This window comes from Wolbachia endosymbiont (group A) of Bombylius major, from assembly GCF_947251895.1.
Lineage (GTDB): Bacteria > Pseudomonadota > Alphaproteobacteria > Rickettsiales > Anaplasmataceae > Wolbachia > Wolbachia pipientis.
Window position 1 is genome coordinate 1,152,168 of the sequence record NZ_OX366395.1, and the last position, 22,750, is coordinate 1,174,917.

Consider the following 22,750-nt stretch of genomic DNA (forward strand, 5'->3'; position numbering starts at 1 on the left):
TATGCATGACAAAGTTCTGGAAAGATTTACATCAAGCAATTTGCAGCACACTGAAGGAAGAAATACCGTCTATACAGACATGTGAAATTTATCCAGCAATAAGGAAAGAATTATTAGCGCCAGCGTTATTTGTAGAGCTTGTGAGTTTAGAATCGGGAAAAGATCCTGGAACAGAGGAATTAGCGCTGAAAGCAAGATTTGAAGCGAGAATTGTAGTTGATGGAACAGTCGAGTATTCCTCGTTAGTTGTAAGGTCATTAGCAGCAGAAGTAGCAAGAGTAGTAAATAAAAATACTTGGAACGTGAAAAATGTTTCACCAGGAGAATTTATATCAGGAGGAGGAGATGATTTTAGGCCAGAGCTCGATGCATATTTAGTGTGGTTGGTTGAATGGGTTCACTATCTGCATTTTGGAGAATCAGTCTGGTTAGAGGGGAAAATTAAGCCACATAAAATAGCAGTGGGAGAAATGCATGTTGGAAAATAATTTTGCCATTGCAGAGTTACAGAGAAAAGTAGCGAATATTATTCGTATCGGAATTATTAAAGAAATAGATTATGAAAAAGCAAAAGTAAGAGTGAAAATAGGAGAATTTTTAACAGATTATCTGCCATGGGTAACGAGCAAAGCAGGAAAAGATAGAGATTGGTCTCCACCAGATATCGGTGAACAGGTTATGATATTTTCTCCTTTTGGTGAACTATCATTAGGAGTGGTATTAGGAGGAATATATCAGGAAAAATACCCTGCACCAGAGAATAAAAAAGAAATAAATAGTATAAAATTTCAAGATGGAACAAGATTGTTATATGATAAAGGGAAGCATCATTTAGAGATTGAAGTAGTGGACAAAATAACACTGAAGGCTGGGAAATCAAGTATAGAAATGACAAAAAGTGGAATAAAACTGAAAGCAGAAAGGATTGACTTAAATTGAACAAAGGAATAGTAAGGTTAGGAGACTATTGTGGAGAAGCTATACCACATTTCTGCATTAGCGGAAGTAATAATGTTTTTGTAAACGGTAAGTCAATATGTAGACAAGGAGACAGTTTTAGTGAAGGAAAAGTAATGATTCAAGTATCAAAAACAGTGTTTGCAAATGGTCTTAGTGTAGGAAGAGTAGGAGATATAGTTTCATGTGGGTTTAAAGTAATAAAAGGCAGTGAAAGCGTCTTTGCAAAATAGAAATGAAGGGTATGGATGGTAAAACAGGAAAAACATTAGAAGGAATAGAGCACTTAAAGCAATCGATAATTGATATACTGACCACTCCTATTAACAGTAGAATAATGAGGAGAGATTATGGGTCAAGATTATTTGAATTAGTGGATAAACCAATTAGTAGAGATTTTACTTTGGAGATCTATGCAGCAACAGCAGAAGCACTGGGGAAATTTGAGAAGAGATTTAAGTTAGAAAAAGTAAAAATTACAGAAGTAAAAGAAGGAAAAGTGATTCTTGTACTTCAAGGTATTTATCTTCCAGAAGGCAAATTCATGGGAATGTTCAAAAAAGTGTGTCAAACCGAAAAAAAAGTAATAAATTGATATAAAAAAATGGAGGTGTGACAATGAGTCAGAAAGTAGTAAACAGAACTAACGGATTGGTAGATTATAAAGAGTTGGAAACAAATATCCTGTCGTCTATACGAGAAGGAAGACCGTTGACAGGAAGGGAGGGAGCATTAACACCATTTATAAAAAAGCTGCTGGAGGCAAGTTTGGAAGGTGAAATAGAAAACCACTTATTAGCTGAAAGTGAAGAGAATAATCGAAGAAATGGGAGAAATGGAAAGACTTTACGGACAAGTGCCGGTTCATTTGAACTTTTGACGCCAAGGGATAGAGAAGGAAGTTTTGAGCCGCAAATAGTCAAAAAAAGGCAAACAAGCTTACATCCAGAGCTTGAAACGAAGATTTTGAGCACATTTGCCAGTGGTATGAGCTATAGAGATATAGCGTCACACGTTGAGGAAATTTATGATCACAAAATATCGGCGGCAGAGATATCAAGTATTACCGACAAATTACTGCCTATAATCAATGAATGGCGTAGTCGTCCACTGCAATCAGTATACCCGATAGTATTTATGGATGGGATGTTCTTTAAGGTCAAAGAGGATGGACATTGCGTAAGTAAATGTATGTACAATATATTGGGCATAGACCAAAATGGCAGAAAAGAAGTCCTGGGCTTTTATTTGGCTGAAAGTGAAGGAGCTAACTTTTGGTTGGGACTGCTAAATGACCTCAAAGAAAGAGGAGTAGAAGATATTCTGATTGCATGTGTAGATGGGCTAAAAAGCTTTCCTGCAGCTATAAATAGTGCGTTTCCTAAAGCAGAAGTACAGCTATGTATAGTGCATCAGATAAGAAATTCACTAAAATATGTATCCAGCAAAGATGTGAAAGTTTTCATGAATGATTTGAAAAAAATATATCGTGCTACAAGTAAAGAAATTGCTGAAAATTACTTACTTGAGCTGGAAGAAAAATGGGGAGAAAAGTATCCTTTAGTTATAAAATCGTGGCAGAACAATTGGGAAAATTTATCTGGTTATTTCAAGTATTCTAGCCCAGTTAGAAGGCTAATTTACACCACAAATCCAATTGAGGGGCTACACAGACAGATCAGAAAATTCACTAAAACCAAGGGCTCATTTACCAGCACAAATGCCTTGTATAAACAGGTATATTGTGCTATAAAGAAGGTAGAGCAAAAATGGACTATGGCTCTGCCTAATTGGGCTTTAACTATGTCTCAACTTGATATTTTCTTTCCAGATAGATTGAAAATTGAGTTGAACTAAAAATGCGCTTTGACACACTTTTTTGAACATTCCCAAATTCATAGATATTAGAGGAATAGTTGTTTAGAAATGCAGACACCTAATATTATTGAAAAGCTGAGTTATGAAGAAATCTTTTCGAGAATGAAGGAAGAATTGGTCCGTAGAGATGAAACCTTTTCAGCATTAGTTGAAAGTGATCCAGCGGTAAAGATTATGGAGGTAGCAGCATGGAGAGAACTTTTGCTCAGAGAAAGAATAAATGAAGCAGTAGAGAGTAATTTACTGAAATTTGCAGTAGGAGAAGATCTTGATAATTTGGCTGAGTTTTACGGAGTGGAGAGGCAGAAAGAAGAAGAGGATGAAAGATTTAGAAAGAAGGTAAAAGCAAAAATAAAAGGCTGGAGCACATGTGGGAGCAAGGAGTATTATAGGTATCATGCACTGTCAGCAGATAGTAGAGTAAAAGATGCATTAGTAGAATCACCTATACCAGGGAAAGTACAAATTTCAATCTTATCAACACAATTATCCACAACTGGCATAGCGTTAGAAGAGCTACTAGAAATTGTAAAAAAGCAGGTTACTAGAGATGATATAAGGTGTATTAAACAGGACTTGATATGACACTTTAAAAAAGTAAGTTAAGAATAATAAAAATAAGGAGTGTTAGAAATGAGTACAATACAAACAAAAATACTAAAACCAAAACTAGGATTACTAGAGCTAGCAAAACAATTAGGAAATGTGTCTCAAGCGTGCAAAGTGATGGGATACTCAAGAGATACATTTTATCGATTCAAGGAGTTATATGAAAATGGGGGAGAAGAAGCATTACATGAAATAAGTAAGAAAAAACCGCTATTAGCAAACAGAGTTTCGGAAGATATAGAAAGAGCAATAATTGGCATAGCTACAGAATTTCCTGCATATGGACAAGAAAGAGCTGCAAATGAGCTGAGAAAAAGAGGTATAATAATTTCCCAAGGAGGAGTAAGATCTGTATGGCTAAGAAATGACCTTGAAACTTTGGGAATGTTCAAAAAAGTGTGTCAAAGCGCATTTTTAGTTCAACTCAATTTTCAATCTATCTGGAAAGAAAATATCAAGTTGAGACATAGTTAAAGCCCAATTAGGCAGAGCCATAGTCCATTTTTGCTCTACCTTCTTTATAGCACAATATACCTGTTTATACAAGGCATTTGTGCTGGTAAATGAGCCCTTGGTTTTAGTGAATTTTCTGATCTGTCTGTGCAGCCCCTCAATTGGATTTGTGGTGTAAATTAGCCTTCTAACTGGGCTAGAATACTTGAAATAACCAGATAAATTTTCCCAATTGTTCTGCCACGATTTTATAACTAAAGGATACTTTTCTCCCCATTTTTCTTCCAGCTCAAGTAAGTAATTTTCAGCAATTTCTTTACTTGTAGCACGATATATTTTTTTCAAATCATTCATGAAAACTTTCACATCTTTGCTGGATACATATTTTAGTGAATTTCTTATCTGATGCACTATACATAGCTGTACTTCTGCTTTAGGAAACGCACTATTTATAGCTGCAGGAAAGCTTTTTAGCCCATCTACACATGCAATCAGAATATCTTCTACTCCTCTTTCTTTGAGGTCATTTAGCACTCCCAACCAAAAGTTAGCTCCTTCACTTTCAGCCAAATAAAAGCCCAGGACTTCTTTTCTGCCATTTTGGTCTATGCCCAATATATTGTACATACATTTACTTACGCAATGTCCATCCTCTTTGACCTTAAAGAACATCCCATCCATAAATACTATCGGGTATACTGATTGCAGTGGACGACTACGCCATTCATTGATTATAGGCAGTAATTTGTCGGTAATACTTGATATCTCTGCCGCCGATATTTTGTGATCATAAATTTCCTCAACGTGTGACGCTATATCTCTATAGCTCATACCACTGGCAAATGTGCTCAAAATCTTCGTTTCAAGCTCTGGATGTAAGCTTGTTTGCCTTTTTTTGACTATTTGCGGCTCAAAACTTCCTTCTCTATCCCTTGGCGTCAAAAGTTCAAATGAACCGGCACTTGTCCGTAAAGTCTTTCCATTTCTCCCATTTCTTCGATTATTCTCTTCACTTTCAGCTAATAAGTGGTTTTCTATTTCACCTTCCAAACTTGCTTCCAGCAGCTTTTTTATAAATGGTGTTAATGCTCCCTCCCTTCCTGTCAACGGTCTTCCTTCTCGTATAGACGACAGGATATTTGTTTCCAACTCTTTATAATCTACCAATCCGTTAGTTCTGTTTACTACTTTCTGACTCATTGTCACACCTCCATTTTTTTATATCAATTTATTACTTTTTTTTCGGTTTGACACACTTTTTTGAACATTCCCTAATTTTTTCCTCATAAATTTGTCTCCTTTGGAATAAAAACTCTATCCATATGCCTAGTTCATCTCGTGATTTTTGATTGCTGATTTTTTTAGACTCTCTCGCCCAACTTAATAGCTCTTTTTCTCCTTCACCATCCTTATCTTCATAGCATTCTTCTTCCGTTACCAGATCTTCAGCATTCACTGATAATTTTCTTGCTATTTCCCATAACCTCTCACCGAACATGGTGCTCCCTTGTTCATAGTAATGTATCTGTGGACCTCCTATACCAAGCTCCTTCGCTAATTCCTCTTGCGTATACCCTTGTATTATTCTCCACTTTTTCATCTCTTGTCTTTTGCTTCAATGCTTAGAACTTTTTTCTTCTTTATTTTCATATTCATCAGCTGATAAGCCTGTTGCTCGGGAGATTATATCATTAGCAAATCCTGCTTTGACATCACTTTCCTCTTCAGCTCGAATAGATTGGGTCAATGCATAAATTGCCTTGCGTTCTCTTGTTTGTGCCATGAGATTGTATATTGCTTGTTCCTTGGCTTTATCAAAACAACAGTTTTCTCTTAGTACTTTTTGTCTAGAAAATAGACCTCCAGCCTTAATTGATAATGCATCCGCTAGTCTTTTTAAGTCTTCAGTTGGAATACCTTGTACCCCTTGTTCATATTTTAGCAGCGTATAATATTTTATATCTGTTTTGTCTACTAGATCTTTTACGGTACATTTTCTTCTTAACCTCCAGCTTCTTACCTTTTGTCCTATTTTGTATCTTGCAGGGTTACTCTTTTTCACATACTCTCAGATGCCTGTTAAAAACTAGTATATTAAATGCCTATGCCGTGACAAGCTAAAATGAGAACTTCACACTTAAAATAGGTATGAACACTAAACTCATGAGCTGGGGTTTTTAGGTACTTTACAGAAGGGTTGATAAAAGATATACAAAAGGACGTCTAAAGCAGAGAATGCGATTCTAAGCCCACCTCTGAAGGTCATTTTTTCTCGAAGCTTAAAAAAACAAGATTTCAATATAAAAAAGTTGAATATTTCTTCAGAATTGTGTATTATTATTAATGTTTTTTAGGTACCCTTGCTATGGCTCTTTCTAAGTTTCTCGATCCGAAGAATGATGTCGCATTTCGGCGTATCTTTGGTACTGAAAAAAATAAAGGTATCCTTATTCACTTCCTCAATGATATTCTTGGCTTCACTGGTAAAAATGAAATAAAGGATATAGAGTTTTTAAGTACTATTCAAGACCCTGATATCGCCGCTAAAAAGCAAAGTATTGTTGATGTTCTCTGCAGAGATGAAAATGGGGTGCAAGTGATCGTCGAAATGCAGGTCGCTAAAACTAAAGGCTTTGAAAAACGTGCCCAATACTATGCTGCTAAAGCCTATTCAAGACAAGCTGATAAAGGCGATCAATACCAAGACCTTAAGGAAATTATCTTCATTGCTATAGCAGATTGTGTACTGTTTCCTAATAAATCTGAGTATAAATCAAAGCATACTATTCGCGATGAAGATACTAATGAACACGATCTAAAAGATTTTTACTTCATATTTATTGAATTGCCAAAATTTCCAAAAACCAAAGAGGATCAGCTTTCAAGTATAGTCGAGAAATGGATCTACTTCTTTAAATATGCAGATGAGACTAGTGAAGAAGAGCTGGAAAAAATAATAGGTAGTGATCTAATAATTAAAAAGGCCTATGAAGAGCTAAATAGATTCAACTGGTCAGAAAAAGAATTTATTGCCTATGAACAGGAAATAAAACGTATTCTTGATGAACAGGCTGTCCTCGCTCAAAAACTCGATGATGCTACTCAAAAAGGTAGACTAGAAGGCATACAAGTCGGTCATGAAAAAGGTAAAATTGAAGGTAAAATTGAAGTTGCAAAAAATTCACTTAAAGCCGGTGTTTCTATAGATGTTATAGCTCAAATTACCGGCCTTTCGGTAGATGAAATTCAAAAGTTAAGAAATTAAACTATCTTGGCCTTATCCTGAGTCAAATGGCTTTGAATAGAAGCATTACTTAAATAACTTTGAGGCTCTAAACTCATTTGCTGTTTTTTTGCACCACCAACTTCTAATGTACCATCTCCATTGGGAATGTTCAAAAAAGTGTGTCAAAGCGCATTTTTAGTTCAACTCAATTTTCAATCTATCTGGAAAGAAAATATCAAGTTGAGACATAGTTAAAGCCCAATTAGGCAGAGCCATAGTCCATTTTTGCTCTACCTTCTTTATAGCACAATATACCTGTTTATACAAGGCATTTGTGCTGGTAAATGAGCCCTTGGTTTTAGTGAATTTTCTGATCTGTCTGTGTAGCCCCTCAATTGGATTTGTGGTGTAAATTAGCCTTCTAACTGGGCTAGAATACTTGAAATAACCAGATAAATTTTCCCAATTGTTCTGCCACGATTTTATAACTAAAGGATACTTTTCTCCCCATTTTTCTTCCAGCTCAAGTAAGTAATTTTCAGCAATTTCTTTACTTGTAGCACGATATATTTTTTTCAAATCATTCATGAAAACTTTCACATCTTTGCTGGATACATATTTTAGTGAATTTCTTATCTGATGCACTATACATAGCTGTACTTCTGCTTTAGGAAACGCACTATTTATAGCTGCAGGAAAGCTTTTTAGCCCATCTACACATGCAATCAGAATATCTTCTACTCCTCTTTCTTTGAGGTCATTTAGCACTCCCAACCAAAAGTTAGCTCCTTCACTTTCAGCCAAATAAAAGCCCAGGACTTCTTTTCTGCCATTTTGGTCTATGCCCAATATATTGTACATACATTTACTTACGCAATGTCCATCCTCTTTGACCTTAAAGAACATCCCATCCATAAATACTATCGGGTATACTGATTGCAGTGGACGACTACGCCATTCATTGATTATAGGCAGTAATTTGTCGGTAATACTTGATATCTCTGCCGCCGATATTTTGTGATCATAAATTTCCTCAACGTGTGACGCTATATCTCTATAGCTCATACCACTGGCAAATGTGCTCAAAATCTTCGTTTCAAGCTCTGGATGTAAGCTTGTTTGCCTTTTTTTGACTATTTGCGGCTCAAAACTTCCTTCTCTATCCCTTGGCGTCAAAAGTTCAAATGAACCGGCACTTGTCCGTAAAGTCTTTCCATTTCTCCCATTTCTTCGATTATTCTCTTCACTTTCAGCTAATAAGTGGTTTTCTATTTCACCTTCCAAACTTGCCTCCAGCAGCTTTTTTATAAATGGTGTTAATGCTCCCTCCCTTCCTGTCAACGGTCTTCCTTCTCGTATAGACGACAGGATATTTGTTTCCAACTCTTTATAATCTACCAATCCGTTAGTTCTGTTTACTACTTTCTGACTCATTGTCACACCTCCATTTTTTTATATCAATTTATTACTTTTTTTTCGGTTTGACACACTTTTTTGAACATTCCCTCTCCATTGTGTAATATCTGTTGTATTGATTGGTTTAGTACAACATCCAGCCCCTTATTAAATTGCGCTATAAACTTGTCAAATTTCTTCGAACTTAACTTACCAGGACATCCTGCTTCTCTACCAGGGCATGCTTTCTCTACATATGAACTTAAAACCCCTGCAATCTCATTAAATTTACCACCTATAACTTTTCCAGTAATCTCTTTCTCCATTTCCATAAAATCAATATTTGACCGGTGCATTGATATTTTGCTACCCTTTGCAGCTTGCTCTACTACTTTCTCAAATCTCTCTGTAATATTTAACGCATAACCTCTTGCTTCTAACAAAGGTACCGGCTGCTCTACCGTAGAAATATATTTTTGTCCTGTAACTTTTCTCATCAATAAATCAAGTAACATTATTGTACTATTCACATCTATTTTTGCATCAACTTGTGAAATTGAACTTGTAGTCTTCGGCCTTTCCTCAGCTGAAGTAGCTTTAGAATTAAATAATCCACCTATAGAGCTTTTTATCCAGCCAAACAAATCATTTATACGTGAAGATAGCCTTGTACTACTACTTACTGCTATATTACCTTGATTACTTAATTCTCCGACTGCATGTGATAAATCCTGCTTATTATGATGGTGACGACGATGACGTGTTTGCTGTCTACTATGTTCGTGTCTATGCTTGTGACCCATAGGTTGATCAGATAACATCACTTCCGGACTTACTTTACTTCCTGTGTAATGGAAAACATCACTATAGACTTGATCCTTATATTCTTTTTTTACAACATTTATATCCCTTGCAGTACTTATTTTCTCCTGATGATCTTTTAGGTTTATTTCCTTATCAGCAAACTTGATAGATAGTGTTGCCATTTTAGGTGTTTCATAAAACTTACTCAGTACTATTGTGCATAGATCATTCTTAGCAACATTATAGTCAAAAGCATTAGTTATTACTAGATCATTACCATTTTCACGCACAAACTTATAGTTTCCTGCTCTTTTTGCTGTTATTAGTTCAGTGTTTGCCTCTATATCTTGACTGGTTACGATAATAATTTCTTTATCTCTTTCAAACACTAAAGGTAATGGTTTTAAACTCCACTCATTGTTATCAAAGTCTATTCCCATTGGAACATTATTCACAATTACATGAGTCTTGTTATACAAATTCACCCCATCTTTTAGCCTTACAGTAAAATACTCATACTTTTTCATTCCACTTGCCAATGATTCTTCTCTTTTCTTTAATTCAGTTATTTCTCCTTTTAATAATAAATCATTTGCTAATTTTATAATTTTTAATTCAAAACTTTCTTTATTCGATAACTTACCTTTTGCTTGTTGCACTAAATTTCTCAAGTCAATTGTATCTACTGAACTTTCTACATCAAGATCGTAAATCACTACTTCAGGAAGTCTATCAATTTTCTTATCTGTAGAATCAATCACATATATGTTTTCACCACCATTGCCAACCAGATGACTTTTATGTAGTGGATTGTTGTGTATTACCTCATAATTACCACTTCCTATCACCACCGTTTCATTATTTGCTAGTGATTGTATAAGGAATGACATCTTACTGAGTCGATTTGCTACAGGTAAGTAAGCCTTTATAATTTCATCAACAGCTTCATTAGTATTCTGCAGCATATATAGGTTACCTTTATTTCCTACTTTTATTTCACTACCGCTGCCTAATCTATAAGAAGGATTGAATGCACCAGAAATTGTTATATTAAATTCTTTATTCGACATTGGTGCAAAATTGAATGTAATTACATGTGAAGTCTTATTTAGTACATTGATATTTCTTACATTAATATTTTTTATCTCAACTGGTTCATATTCAAATGTAAAAGTATTATTTACATTCAAATCTTCAGAAGAATAAATAAAATCAACTTTAGCACTACCAAGCCCATATGGTACAGTATAATGAAAGTTTCCCTCTAATGCTCGATTATGTATAACAGTATTAGGCCTTATCACTATCTGCATTTCATAGCCACAATTTTCATCGTATATTTCTATTTGATCTTTAAACCTTTCACTACCATCTTGCCCATCTATAAACTTAATATTACTAGTATCACTATTGCATGTAATAAATACTTTATCTGCTTTATCTTTTCTACCTAAGAATCTATTTATTCTACTTATTCCAAGAGAATTATTCTGATCGTAATCTTCAACCCTACCTATATCTAATCTCACATTCATACTCTCTTCTTCTCGAGCAAATGATGTAAGATCCAAAGTATTAATTCCAGCTTCTCCAGATAAGTACCCTTTTATAGCACTTCCCTGTAAAATGAATATATCATCTTTATTACCACCGTAATATTTTTTGAATCCATCATTTACTACAAAGATATTAGGACTATTTGCAAATCCTTTCGCATGATCATCACCTTCTCCTAAATTAATAAGAGTATAATTTCCAGTTTTATTTCTATTTAAATCATTTACCCCCATTGCACTTTCACAAAAATAGGACCCATAACTTGGAGCAGGTTCATAATCTCCTTGTGGTAAACAAAATAACTCTCCACCATTTGGGTCATCTGGTCTTGCTCTGCTCCATTTTATATCAGGTATTTTGCTATCAAGTAGTACTTCATTATTCAAATCTACTTGAAACTTGGTTGCACATTCTTGATAATATTTTGTTACTGTTTGTGTGGCAAAGCACCACTTGCCGTCCAATCCACCACGCCTAATACATTCGATTGCATCATATGGTACTTGTAAGCAAGAATCTGTAACTTGTTTTCCAGTTGGAAAAATATACCTTTTAATATCACTATGCTGCTGTAAATACTCAAGTCCTTGATTAACCAGCTGATTATTAAGCTGCTTTTCTTCCATTAACTCTTCTATGTATTGCCGAGGTTCCATACCTATAAATGCACGCAATCCTTCAATAAACTTTTCACTCCCAGTTAAGTGAATAAATTCATCAATTTTATCAACTCTTCTCACTGCCATATAAATATCGGTGCCAACAAACACTACAGCTCCAATCGTTGCCCCAATAGGTCCAGTAACAGATGAAACTCCTTCTAATAATTCAAAACCTTCAGCAACTTCTATGCCAATCTCTGCAGCATCAACGCCTAAGTAAATACCATCTCCTACTGTGCCAATCAGTGCTTCTTCAGTGCCATTTTTATATTCTTTTACCTGATTTATTAAATCATAGACAATAAAGGCTGAAGTTCCACGAGCAAGAAAAGGTGATGCTGCTTTTAAAGATCTACTAAGTAAAAACTTTCCTCCCGAGGCTAATTCTAGTCCCTTAAGAGATGCAGCTTCAGCAACTTTAGCAAATCCTTGGCCACCGGAAATAAAACCCACGTTAACTGCTACCCCTTGATAATTATCGTTTAAAAAGTCAGCTAATATATTCTTAGCCATCATTCCGTGCATGGTCATACCTGAGATTTTTTCTACCCTACTCAGATAATTCATGGTTTTTTGGTTACAGATTAGCTTATTAATTAAACTCTGAGATTTACCTGTAATTTCAACTTGGTCTACTAACCCAATTAATTGACTAAGCTTTTCTTCTGGTAGGTCTTTGATATAATCAAGAAACTTTGCACTATCTACCTTAATTTTACCAAAATCTCTGTTCTCGTCTTTTTCTAAATTGAATTCATCTACATCTTCCCAGGTGAATAAACACTTTTCAGCACTCACTTCTCTTCTTCTTCTACTAAATACACTTGTACTTGGTAAGCATGATCGAGAGTTAAGCTTACGTTCTAATTTTTCAAATTCACTTAAGTTCACGCTATTTTCTTCTTGTAATTTTTCTTTAATTTCCTTAATAACTGTTAATATCTCTGAGTAACTTTCTTCATTGAGCCTTGCAATTGATTCAGCCCATTCACTCACATCACTATTTCCTACTCTTGCAAACTTACCAGCTGTTTTCTGCCACTTACCTTTTTTGTCCAGATAACCTCCTTTGCTCTTCTTAGTGAATGTTTCTCTTAAAAAAAATTTTACTATCTCCAGCTTACCTTTCTTAGCAGCAAGAAGCAATGGAGAACCATCGTCACCCCGCTTCTTAAATCGAGCACCTTTTTTACCTACAAGATATTTTACTATTTCTATGTGGCCACCTTCAACAGCTCTGTAAACAGGAGTCCTACCTTTGCTGCCCTTAGCATTAATACCTACTTCCTTTCCTTTACCTAGAGATTTTGCGTCTGCTAGAGTTTTTACCACATCTAAATGACCTTTTGCAGCAGCAATGTGCAGAGGCCCATCCTTCCCTTTTTGACTATTAACATCAGCGCCTTTTTCGATTAGTTTTTTTACTAATTTTAAATTATCCTTTTCAGCAGCAATGTATAGAAGAGTCTTACCCTCGCTGTCTGTATCATCAATACCAGCGCCCATTCCAAGTAGAAACTTCACTATACCCCACTTTTCAGCACGAGCAGCTTTTTGAGGAAGATTCGGGTCATCGCTCCACTTAACCTTCGGATTATCTCTTTTTTCTAATAGAAATTTTACTATATCCCACCTATCCAGATCAGCAGCCCTTTGAAGAAGAGTGCAGCCCTTGTGCGGGGCATCAATATTAATACCTCTTCTCTTCGCTAGATATTCTACTATCTCTGGACTACTCTTTTCAACAGCTCTATCAAGAGGAGTTCTTTTATCTTTGTCGGGAATATTGATATTAGCACCATTTTCAGCTAGATATTTTACTACTTTAAAACTACTCTTTTCAACAGCTCTATCAAGAGGAGTTATTCCATAACTGTCCGGAATATTAACATTAGCATTATTTTTAACTAGACATTCTACTATCTCTAATTGATTAGAGGCAGCTGGCATTTGAATAGGAGTCCAGCCACTATTGTCAATAGCATTAACATCAGCACCGTTCTTTACCAAATGTTCGACTATACCTAGATCATCCCTTGCAGCAGCAACGTGCAGAGGAGTCCTGTTAAATTGGTCCCTATCATTAATAATTATGCTTAATTTCTTTGGATCTATTCTTGTTAATATATTTTCAATAGTTTTTGCATCACCATTTTTAGCTATTAAATGTAAGATACTACTTTTACTAATAGTATTTTTACTGTAAGTAAAGTAAGTAGAATAACTAGAATCAATAAAATCATTAATTAACTGATTATATTGACTTACATAGCTCCATACAGATACAACGTGACTGCTATCATTTATATGTTCTATTAATTTTAAAGCTTCCCTTAAAACTTCCTTTTCTTTTCTCTCTTCTTTTAACTGCAACCTTGTTACTTCTTGTACTAATCTGTGGATATTTAACACACTTTGCTTTTGCTCACCATTTACCATTGAGTATTTCACAAGTAAGCGCACAGCTGATTTCAACTGCTCTTCATTACCTTCTGCTAAATTTAAAAATATTTCTCTATTGATATTTTCAGGTGCAAAGTAAGCTATAGTATTCAGAATTTCTAAAGCCAATTTCCCATATTGTTCATTACTAGCTATTTTATCAATTGTAATTTGCCAAGTTGTAAAAGTTGTTCGCTCATAATCATTGTCAATTCCTTTAAATAAATCAGATTCAAGCAGCTCTTTTCTTTTTTCTTCATATTTTTCTAAGTAATTAGCGATTGTAAATTCTCCCGTTACTCTCTGGTCTTTAATATATGCGATTGCTTGTTGTATAGCTAAAGGGAAACACTGTAGTTTCTCTTCTACTAAACTTTTTATCTCTTGGTTTTGTGAGTCATCCTCTTCAGATATATCTAGCCCTTTCTTGACAAACTCTATTGCATCTTCCAGCTCTAATTTATCTACTTCAACCGTTTCTATTCCATCTTCCCACTCTCTATCACGAGAAGTAATTAAAATGTAAGGCTTGTTAGCATCAGGTGGTAAATTATGAAGTGGTAAAAATTTATTCAAGTCATTATTTTTTTCTGCATTATCAAAAATAAACAAACTTTTCCTCTTTGCAAAGAATTGGTATATTTCTTTAACTATAGACTCTGTAGTCTTGTCTTCCTCATCTCTATCTTTTATTGGAACACCTAATCTATTATCTTTTGCTAACTTCCAAAAAGAACTTTCCATACTCTTAAAATTTTCAGCGTTAATCCATATAACATTACCGTCATATTTCCAACTGTATTTTGTAGCATATTTCCTAGCCAGTTCACTTTTGCCTATTCCTCCCAAACCACTAATGGAAGTCATTTGTGAGATAACAGTACCTTTGGAATTACGCTGTACTGCTTTATGTAGATTATTTAATTCCTTCTCTCTTCCAGTAAATAATCTCACTGGATCTTTCACATCAAACCAGATTGACCCAAAAATTTCTTTCTTTATTTCTTCAAAAAAAGCTTTTCCTTCCTCATGTGTGAAAAACTTTCCTTCTTTGTCTTTCATCCAATCCAGCATTTTCTCTAAGAACCTACTATAAACATTTTTCCTATCAATGCTGTTAAATTCTTTACCCAGCTCATCTTTAATAATTTCGCCAAGCTCAACTTCATTAGGCTGATTAACTGCAAATTTTAAGTGCTTTAAAAAATCTTTTATGTCCTCTTCTATTTTATTGATACTATCACTTGGCAAGTTAACTTTAGGAAAGTTACTGATATAAAATTTATACTCTTTAAGTACGTTAAAATCAAAACTAAGCTTTTTTCTTAATTGCTCGACAAAATTATTTAAATTACTTGGCAATTTACTGTTATCATATCCACCATCGAAAATCCTTTGATTAAATTTTATTCCTTCGTTTTCCTCAATCAGTACATGTTGAGCTAATTTATCGATATTTTCGCTAATAATCTTGTTTTCTCTTCGTATTTTTACAACTCGATTTTCTTTGGATTCACTTTCTTCTAGCAAAGAAACAAATTTTTCTACAAATTTTTCTGTAGATTGGAGATTGGTATCTAGCTTTCCAAAATCCTTAAACAACTTTAATTCTTTTTCTTTTATTTTTTCCCAAAAATTATCCTTATCTACATATGTTTCCTCACAAGTTTTGAAGTCTTTATAAGTTTCAAACCAGTATTGATCAAGGTTAAGATCCGTAAGCTCATTTCGTAAACCTTTTCTAAAAATATTTAAATTACCTGGCAATTCATCATTATTTAAAAATGCTGTGCTAAACTTTATCTTGCCATCTTTTTTTATTAATACATACCCAGCTAACTTATCAAAATCGTCCTTTATAACACGCTTTCCTTTCTTAACTTTAACAGCTTTAACACTTTGATTTTCTAATATTAGCTTAGCAAATTCCTTAGTAAAGCCTTCTAAATTAGAGATAGTAGGATTATCATCTAAATTAAAAGACTTTCTCCGATCATTAAATACTTTTTCAAAAGCAACTCGAAGATTTTTAGTCTCTAAAGACAGTTGCTGTCCTTTCACAAAATCAACACTTAGTTTGTGACTTTCTTTATCAATAACTTTGTCTATCAACGCACTTTGATATGATTTAAAAAGATTGCCTTCTGGATCATTGTTAGACCTATCATCGCTTATAAATTTATCATCTAACACACACTCAGCAAGCTTTTTTGCTAACTTAACTAAATCAGGAGCGTTTTTTAATACTAAAACTATCTGCTCCTTTCCGGTAAAATTGTCCTTAAATCGATAAAGTTCAGTGTTTAAGATATCATTTTCATCTATTTTCTTATCAAAGATGTCTTCACTTAGCTTTAGATCACATTTTTTATCACCAAATTTAAAACCAATATTTGTACAAATAACAAAATCTTTACTAGTTTTATCTGCTGATTGATTACTCTCAAACTCTCGATTTTGTTTGATTTTACGGTAAGAAATAAAGTATTTTTGTAGACTAAATTCTCCTTTTGTTTTTGTTTGTGTAAGCAGATCATTAACAGAGATCGTTTTACTCTCATCTTGTTTATGCTTAGCTTGCAAAAACCTCCCTACCTTTTCTTCTATTCCATCTGCGTTATTCTTTTCATATTGAAAAACCAAATCATCAAACTTTTCTGCTGTATCCATTTCCGTTGCTAATTTAAAAAGATACCCTCTACCTAATCCTCTTTTCACAAACAGCATTAATAACTTTAACTGATAAATATCACCATGTAAGGTATGTACTAATCCAGATTTAGTATATTCTTGAGACGAAGGTTTTACTTTTTTGCTTGGTGCTTCTTGACCATTCTGTGTCCTTTTTGCTCCTCTAGGTTCCCGTTCTACTGCTTGAAAAGAAGTTCTTGGCCTTTTATTACTATCTTCTGATTTATCTTCTTCAGAATCAGCTCTAGTTCTTTTTTGTTGAAGTTGTTGCTGAATTGATGGTTGCTCTTCAATAGGAACTTGTTGACTTGATTGAACACTTGATTCCAATATTCGCACAATATCTTGCCCACCATGACGTTTAGCAATATCCATTGGGCTTCTATTTCTATTATTGTTGATATCAATTCTTGCCCCATTCTTCACAAGCCATTCAATAACTTTTAATTCCTTTTTGCGAACAACAATATGCAAAGGTGTATCATTATCTTTGCCTTGAAAATTGATATTTGGTTTCGGTTCTTTTTCAAAAAGTCTTTCGATCTTTATTAGCTTTTCTTCTTCTGAGTTAGTACTCCTTACAGTATTAATCAACTCCTCTTCAGGTGTTATCTCATCATCGTAGTCAGAAGGATCAGGAGATTGTTGTTTGTGCTGGATCCTTTGTATACTCAATATTGGCTGGAAATGTGCATTACCCCTATTTATTAGGTGTATAGTGTTTTCCTCATTATAACTTATATCATCTACAGACCTAGAACCTTCGCTATCTATGATTTGATGTAGCCAAACCTCTTGCCCTTCTACAATATGTTTTTCAACAACGTGTAATTTTATATTATATTCTTTACAAATTAATACACCTTCAATATCAGGTCTTCCCCATATAGGCACCTTTAGTGCGCTTCCATACTTTGAGCTAGTTAATGATTGATATAAACTTGGGTTATCAACTTTCATTTTCTTTATATCTTCACTAGCATATTCAATGCTAGCTAAATAAGCATCCCAAAGTTCATCATCGCTAACACTATTATCAGGAGCAATTGTTGTTGGATCATGACGATTCTTAGCATCCTTAATAATTTTACTCTTTAACTGTTGATTACCTACAGCAAGATCCTTACAAACTTTACATAAAGATTCTACTGTGAATTCCATATCGGGCTTCAGTTGTTTAAGACCTTTCGCAACTGAATCAAAGAAACAATCTCCACCACCAATTGCCTGTTCTACCTTAAAATTTTCTGGTAACTTTGGATTATCATCTGAACGTTTGAAGCGGAGAGTATTCCGTTGCGAAGCTATCTGCTTTACATGTTGTGCTCCTTCCAATGTTTCTGAACCAGTTTTTTCTTTTTTTAAGTAATCTATTGGATGTTCCACCTCAAGCATACCACTCCTTACTAATTATTACGTAAAAACCCAACTATGTTCAATTTCCAATATGTTATCAGGTCAAATTAGTAGTTCAAGCAATTTCTATGTATGTTATGGTATTTTATTTTTAGACTGTTTTTTAATTTCTTGAGCTAGGAAACAATTCCCTTTGGCCATGAGCTTCAACTTCTGGTTCTTCTATTTTTCTGTAACTTGGCAATGTAGAATTTTTTATATGCAACACGGTAGTCACTGCACATAAAGCAGCAACAGCACCAAAAATTACCGCACCAACTATAGATGGAACCACTATGGTAGCAGCAATTAATAATCCTGTAATCATAATTCCAATAGCATCATTCTTTAATGAAGTGTAAAAAAGCTTCTTACTTTCTTTCCATCCAGTTTTTTGTTTGTTGATTTCTGTGGCAGTTTGATTAGTATCTGTTTCTGGCTCTACTACAGTAGTCCTTTTGTGATTAGAATCTAACTCTCTACTGTTAGAATCCCTACTGTGGAATGTTGTAATCTGAGACATGTCTTGCTTAGGGATATTCTCCTGAATCATGCATTCCATACCATAAACTTCTTCTTTAGGAACTTCTTCATTTTTCTCAATATCTTTTTCGATGTTGTTAAGCAGCGGTACAAAATGGTTTCTGTAATTCACTATTCCAACAAATTTCTCATTACAATTTATCTTTAACTTATCAAGATCCTCCCCTTCCATAAAAACTTCTGGATCACCATCATTTGATGTTATTTTAGTGACTATAATCTTTTGAATATCCTCACCACTAATTGCTTCACTGATTCCATAGAAATAAAGCTCTACATCGTACTTATTAGCAATCATCCTGCCTTCAATTTCTGGCCTTCCCCAGATAGGGTCAAAAGAACCTAATTCTTGAGACATGGCTTTAATCTTTTCTAGGTAGTCACTGAAATGGAGGTACTGATTACTGCTATGCTTCGATTGATTATCATTCATTACTCCTCTATAAACCCAGCTACTTACATCAAATTCATATTGTTTAGCATAGTTTGCACAATCCTCTCGCAATAACTTTGCATTGAAATTTTTACTACTTGTAACTTGACCCTTATTTTTTAGTTCATTCAACCTTTGTGCAACAGAATCAAAAAAGCAATCTCCCCTACCTGCAGCAGCTCCTATCTTGAAGCCATCAGGGAATTCTTTTCTTAATTTCTCTAGGAGCATTTTGTGTTCTTCTTTTTTTCTTCCTCTTATCTGTGTGAAAATTGAAATAGGAACTCTAGTGATTTGGTTGGATTCGGAACCAAACTCTAGCTGATCACAGTTTTGATCTTTTAAATTTTGTGAATTGTACATACACTTCACCCAATATTAACAACCTATCTTTTAAATTATACAGTCACCAAAACATTTTTGCAATAGCACTCCTTAATGCATTGTTACTAATTTATTAATAAGTGATATTAAAAAATCAAGCAACTCAACCATTTCCGGCAACTAGGATCGCAACCCGTGAGAAGAAGTTTTCTTGGAATCGATTGGTCTACCGCGTAACCTGTGCAAACTTTTATTTATAGTAACTTTGCTATACAACAAGATTAGCTATAATAGCCTACTTCTACCACGTTTATATACGAACCAATTTGCCTAACTTTGTTGCAACAATTTTGTGCTTTTATTTTTACAAACCTATTTTTACGCGGCTTGTTCTCACGAATATATGTACTTTTTTGCGATTTTGGAAAGAGTAAATAAACAAATCTTTCGTGACTCTAAAGTCAGGCATTTCTTCTCAACTTATTTTAGCGGCATCTTTATAATTAAAATTGTTACATCCAATTGAATCATTCTCTTCTTTAGCACTATAGTAGTTTCTAATCCCATGGCTTAACTGCTTGGAATAATCAAAATTAAATGCTCCTTCATCAAATGATTCTTCCTTTAAATTTCTAAACCAGTACTTTATTTCTGCTTCTGTTGCTTGTTTGGATGGTACTGATGTAGATTTTTCGGGATACTGTGCTGTACTATGACATGACAAACACGAAGATTTTTTATTATCTATTGGACCATTAAGCCTACCTAAATATCCTAAAGAACCTTTTATCACATCAGGATTTATCCAACACTCCAATAACCTTTTCCCAATTATGTAATCTGATGTAAAATAATTAGAATCATTACCCCATGCAACTCCTAATAATTTCATATTAAACCATGGATTCTTATTGTTCATCTTATAATCATAAATAAACGTACCTGCAACCCATCCTGTTTCTTCTGACCTCTTATCTTTAACTAAAAAATCAATTTGAAATAACCTCAGTTCCTTAAATACTTTTGGAGTTCCTTTCTCAGAATGATTTATGTAACCAGTCCAAGTAATACTGTTTTTAAGAGTTGGAATATTCTCATCCGTTGCTTCTGTAAATACTAATTTTGTGCTTACTGTACCATCTAAGAATTTCCCTTTGGTAATATCAGGATTGTTTATATCTTTCCATACCTGTCCATATGTATATGCTCCTTGCTCATTAATAATAGAAATTGCCCAATTTTGTATCATGGATTTTTGATCATTATGTAATTCACCTGGCTTAAAGGATCTTTCTCTCGTTAAACCATTAACAAATTCTCTACCATTTACTCCATAATGCATCCATGGTGCATGATACCAATTAGCAATCTTATTACAATGTAAATCAAAATCACAATCGATATTCCCATCATATATATACTTTAAAATTGTATAGGCGTATTCCTGTGGTTCATCTTTAAACGATATGTATTCCCACTGCCTTTCTTTATTACTTGGTTCAGCAGGATAATCAGTCTTAATTTTAAAAATTTTGCCCCTATAACCTGAAGGTATTTCATCACACGAAGATATTACTGTTCTATTGGCATATACAAAACTATTACTTAATATTAGAAACGATAAGATTAACAAGCTCCAAGTTCGCATTTTAAATTCTATATAATGTCTCTAATTTTTGCTAAATTATACCTTCATATCCTGTTATCCTTTTACAAACTGTACTCTTATCCTAACTTTATAAATCCCTTGTATTTCGGTGAATGGTTACACAAATTTATGATGACAATATCTTGATTTTAGCATCATCTATGCTAACTTGATCTAATGTATCAAGTGGCTTGTTTTCTTTAGCTTGAGGACAACAATATAGAACTAGGGTAATAGAACCTAAAATGACAAAAGCGGCACCCAAAATTGCCAATAATATGAGATTACCTTTCTGATCAGAGATAAGAGGCTTTCCTAAAAATGAAGAAGTCAGTGATCCAAAAAAAACAGCACATGACAATGCTGTAAGACATAAAGAGACCTTCTTTCCTTTAGAATTTTTCTGCGATTGATTATAGCTTGAAGTTTTGTAGACTAATTCTTTACCTTCACTTGTATCTATAGCACTAAAACAGATTTTTTGAAGAATTCTTGATGATTTACTATCTATACTCTCCCTACTTACCTCTTTTGGTGAATTGCCAGGAGTGCTACTCGCTGAAATCGGTGGTTCACTGCTATTTAATAATTGATTACTATCATCTTCATTGTGCTTCGATGCTTCTAAGTTATCTGTGTTAGTTATTTCAATACTTTTATTTTCTTCATCCAATTTCACTAAAGTGTCTTTTGAAACTTCTTTTCTACTACTCTGTTCATTTCGTAATGAAAAATCTTGCTGATCATCGTGAGTATAAATACTATCTGAATCTGTTAAAATACTATCATCAGAACTTTTATATGTTTCACTTTCATTTTCAGCAGTAACAAAACTTTCTTTGCTTAAAATAGGACTTGATGCATTTTCTTTTGATACTAAAAATATTTCAGCTCCATTATTAACTTTTTTCTGACCTGAACCATCACTATCAATAAATTCGGTATCTGAATTATTACCACTTTTCTTGTTCTGGTGGAGGGAATTAAAGTTATTAATATCAAAATTGTTACTGATACTCAGGTTTAAATCTTCTTTACTTAGCGTTATTGTAGCATTATGATTTTCTCTAGCAAACGTGGTTTCTTGAATACTACTAGAAGTATCACTTTTATCTTCTGATAATGGTGTTTTATTACTACCTAATGGACTGTTACTGTTCTCTTTGTAATCTTTTACCCACTCATCTGGTACTACTAAAATTTTATTGTTGTTTTGTCCATCTAACTGTACATTTATTGTAGCACCTTTTTTACTCTCTAATGGTGCCGATGTCTCTTGCACTATGTTCAAGCCAGTACTCTCATTAATCTGGGAGAAAGTTGTTGAGATCTCTTTTTGATTTTTCTGACCCAACTTTAGATCTTGATTTACATTAGTAGAGCCTAGATGGTAATTATCCCACTGAAGCTCATCCATCCTTACTTCATCAGGTGTGCCAATTGAAATACAAAAACTACGAGTACTATCAGGTGTACCAACTAATTCATGAAGACTACCCGTATTAGGTATACCAAATTCCGGTTCCAAATTCCTGTTCTTACTCTTATCTTTCCCTTTCCCTTTCCCTTTCATCTGATCAGATTCACAAACACCACCTGATCTTCGAGGACCAGGTTGTACCTTGTTTGCCAAAGGTAATGGTGTGAGATTTTCCCTTTGCTTATTTTTTCTACCCATAACGCCTACTCCAATACAAATTTTTATCGACTACTATGAATTTTAACTTGACCTA

15 protein-coding genes and 2 pseudogenes are annotated in these 22,750 nt (G+C 34.1%); 8 read left to right on the plus strand and 9 right to left on the minus strand.

Features of this window, described 5'->3' with window-relative positions; genetic code table 11:
- The first annotated feature begins 5 nt into the window (after positions 1–5).
- The 7 genes and pseudogenes from OPR49_RS05535 to OPR49_RS05565 all read left to right on the plus strand — a co-directional run.
- Entirely contained in the window at positions 6–488 is a 483-nt protein-coding gene (locus OPR49_RS05535) for a hypothetical protein (RefSeq protein ID WP_065095515.1), read from the plus strand.
- Positions 475–939, plus strand: coding sequence for a phage baseplate assembly protein V (locus OPR49_RS05540; protein ID WP_264328558.1), 465 nt, complete (start codon positions 475–477; stop codon positions 937–939). The genes OPR49_RS05535 and OPR49_RS05540 overlap by 14 nt, the downstream gene beginning before the upstream one ends.
- The gene (locus tag OPR49_RS05545) at positions 936–1,190 is read left to right on the plus strand and encodes a PAAR domain-containing protein (RefSeq protein ID WP_250295033.1); all 255 of its coding nucleotides are present in this window, start codon (positions 936–938) and stop codon (positions 1,188–1,190) included. Before OPR49_RS05540 ends, OPR49_RS05545 begins: the two co-directional genes overlap by 4 nt.
- A gap of 2 nt (positions 1,191–1,192) precedes the next feature.
- Positions 1,193–1,552 carry a GPW/gp25 family protein gene (locus OPR49_RS05550; protein ID WP_265026888.1) on the plus strand — a complete coding sequence of 120 codons (360 nt, stop codon included), beginning with the start codon at positions 1,193–1,195 and terminating at the stop codon, positions 1,550–1,552.
- A gap of 23 nt (positions 1,553–1,575) precedes the next feature.
- Complete coding sequence (locus tag OPR49_RS05555; protein WP_265026889.1) at positions 1,576–2,814, plus strand: IS256 family transposase; 1,239 nt, start codon at positions 1,576–1,578, stop codon at positions 2,812–2,814.
- Between the two features lie 69 nt (positions 2,815–2,883).
- Positions 2,884–3,402: pseudogene (locus OPR49_RS05560) on the plus strand (baseplate J/gp47 family protein); the annotation flags it as partial.
- Positions 3,403–3,468: 66 nt separating this feature from the next.
- Positions 3,469–3,840: pseudogene (locus tag OPR49_RS05565) on the plus strand (helix-turn-helix domain-containing protein); the annotation flags it as partial.
- Between the two features lie 18 nt (positions 3,841–3,858).
- Here OPR49_RS05565 and OPR49_RS05570 read toward each other — a convergent pair.
- The 3 genes from OPR49_RS05570 to OPR49_RS05580 are packed head-to-tail and all read right to left on the minus strand — an operon-like array spanning position 3,859 to position 5,959.
- Positions 3,859–5,097: an IS256 family transposase gene (locus tag OPR49_RS05570; protein ID WP_265026724.1), complete on the minus strand. Its 1,239-nt coding sequence runs from the start codon at positions 5,095–5,097 to the stop codon at positions 3,859–3,861.
- Between the two features lie 31 nt (positions 5,098–5,128).
- Positions 5,129–5,497, minus strand: a complete 369-nt coding sequence (locus OPR49_RS05575) for a helix-turn-helix domain-containing protein (RefSeq protein WP_265026890.1) — start codon at positions 5,495–5,497, stop codon at positions 5,129–5,131.
- 15 nt (positions 5,498–5,512) lie between these two features.
- Positions 5,513–5,959 carry a helix-turn-helix domain-containing protein gene (locus tag OPR49_RS05580; protein ID WP_265026891.1) on the minus strand — a complete coding sequence of 149 codons (447 nt, stop codon included), beginning with the start codon at positions 5,957–5,959 and terminating at the stop codon, positions 5,513–5,515.
- Between the two features lie 303 nt (positions 5,960–6,262).
- On the opposite strand from OPR49_RS05580, the gene OPR49_RS05585 reads away from it, so the two are divergent.
- Positions 6,263–7,162 (plus strand): Rpn family recombination-promoting nuclease/putative transposase, encoded by a 900-nt coding sequence (locus OPR49_RS05585; RefSeq protein ID WP_265026892.1) that lies wholly within the window; start codon positions 6,263–6,265, stop codon positions 7,160–7,162.
- On the opposite strand, the gene OPR49_RS05590 is transcribed toward OPR49_RS05585, so the two are convergent.
- From OPR49_RS05590 to OPR49_RS05615, 6 genes are all read right to left on the minus strand, one after another.
- Positions 7,159–7,296, minus strand: a complete 138-nt coding sequence (locus tag OPR49_RS05590; protein ID WP_265026893.1) for a hypothetical protein — start codon at positions 7,294–7,296, stop codon at positions 7,159–7,161. The two genes, OPR49_RS05585 and OPR49_RS05590, sit on opposite strands and share 4 nt — an antisense overlap.
- A 22-nt stretch (positions 7,297–7,318) precedes the next feature.
- Positions 7,319–8,557 carry an IS256 family transposase gene (locus OPR49_RS05595; RefSeq protein ID WP_265026724.1) on the minus strand — a complete coding sequence of 413 codons (1,239 nt, stop codon included), beginning with the start codon at positions 8,555–8,557 and terminating at the stop codon, positions 7,319–7,321.
- 23 nt (positions 8,558–8,580) lie between these two features.
- Positions 8,581–18,069, minus strand: coding sequence for an ankyrin repeat domain-containing protein (locus OPR49_RS05600; RefSeq protein ID WP_265026894.1), 9,489 nt, complete (start codon positions 18,067–18,069; stop codon positions 8,581–8,583).
- Positions 18,070–18,193: 124 nt separating this feature from the next.
- Entirely contained in the window at positions 18,194–19,408 is a 1,215-nt protein-coding gene (locus OPR49_RS05605; RefSeq protein ID WP_265026895.1) for an OTU domain-containing protein, read from the minus strand.
- Positions 19,409–19,844: 436 nt separating this feature from the next.
- The gene (locus tag OPR49_RS05610) at positions 19,845–21,017 is read right to left on the minus strand and encodes a hypothetical protein (protein WP_265026896.1); all 1,173 of its coding nucleotides are present in this window, start codon (positions 21,015–21,017) and stop codon (positions 19,845–19,847) included.
- Positions 21,018–21,144: 127 nt separating this feature from the next.
- On the minus strand, positions 21,145–22,695 hold the full coding sequence (locus OPR49_RS05615) for a hypothetical protein (RefSeq protein ID WP_265026897.1): 1,551 nt from the start codon (positions 22,693–22,695) through the stop codon (positions 21,145–21,147).
- Positions 22,696–22,750: the final 55 nt, after the last annotated feature.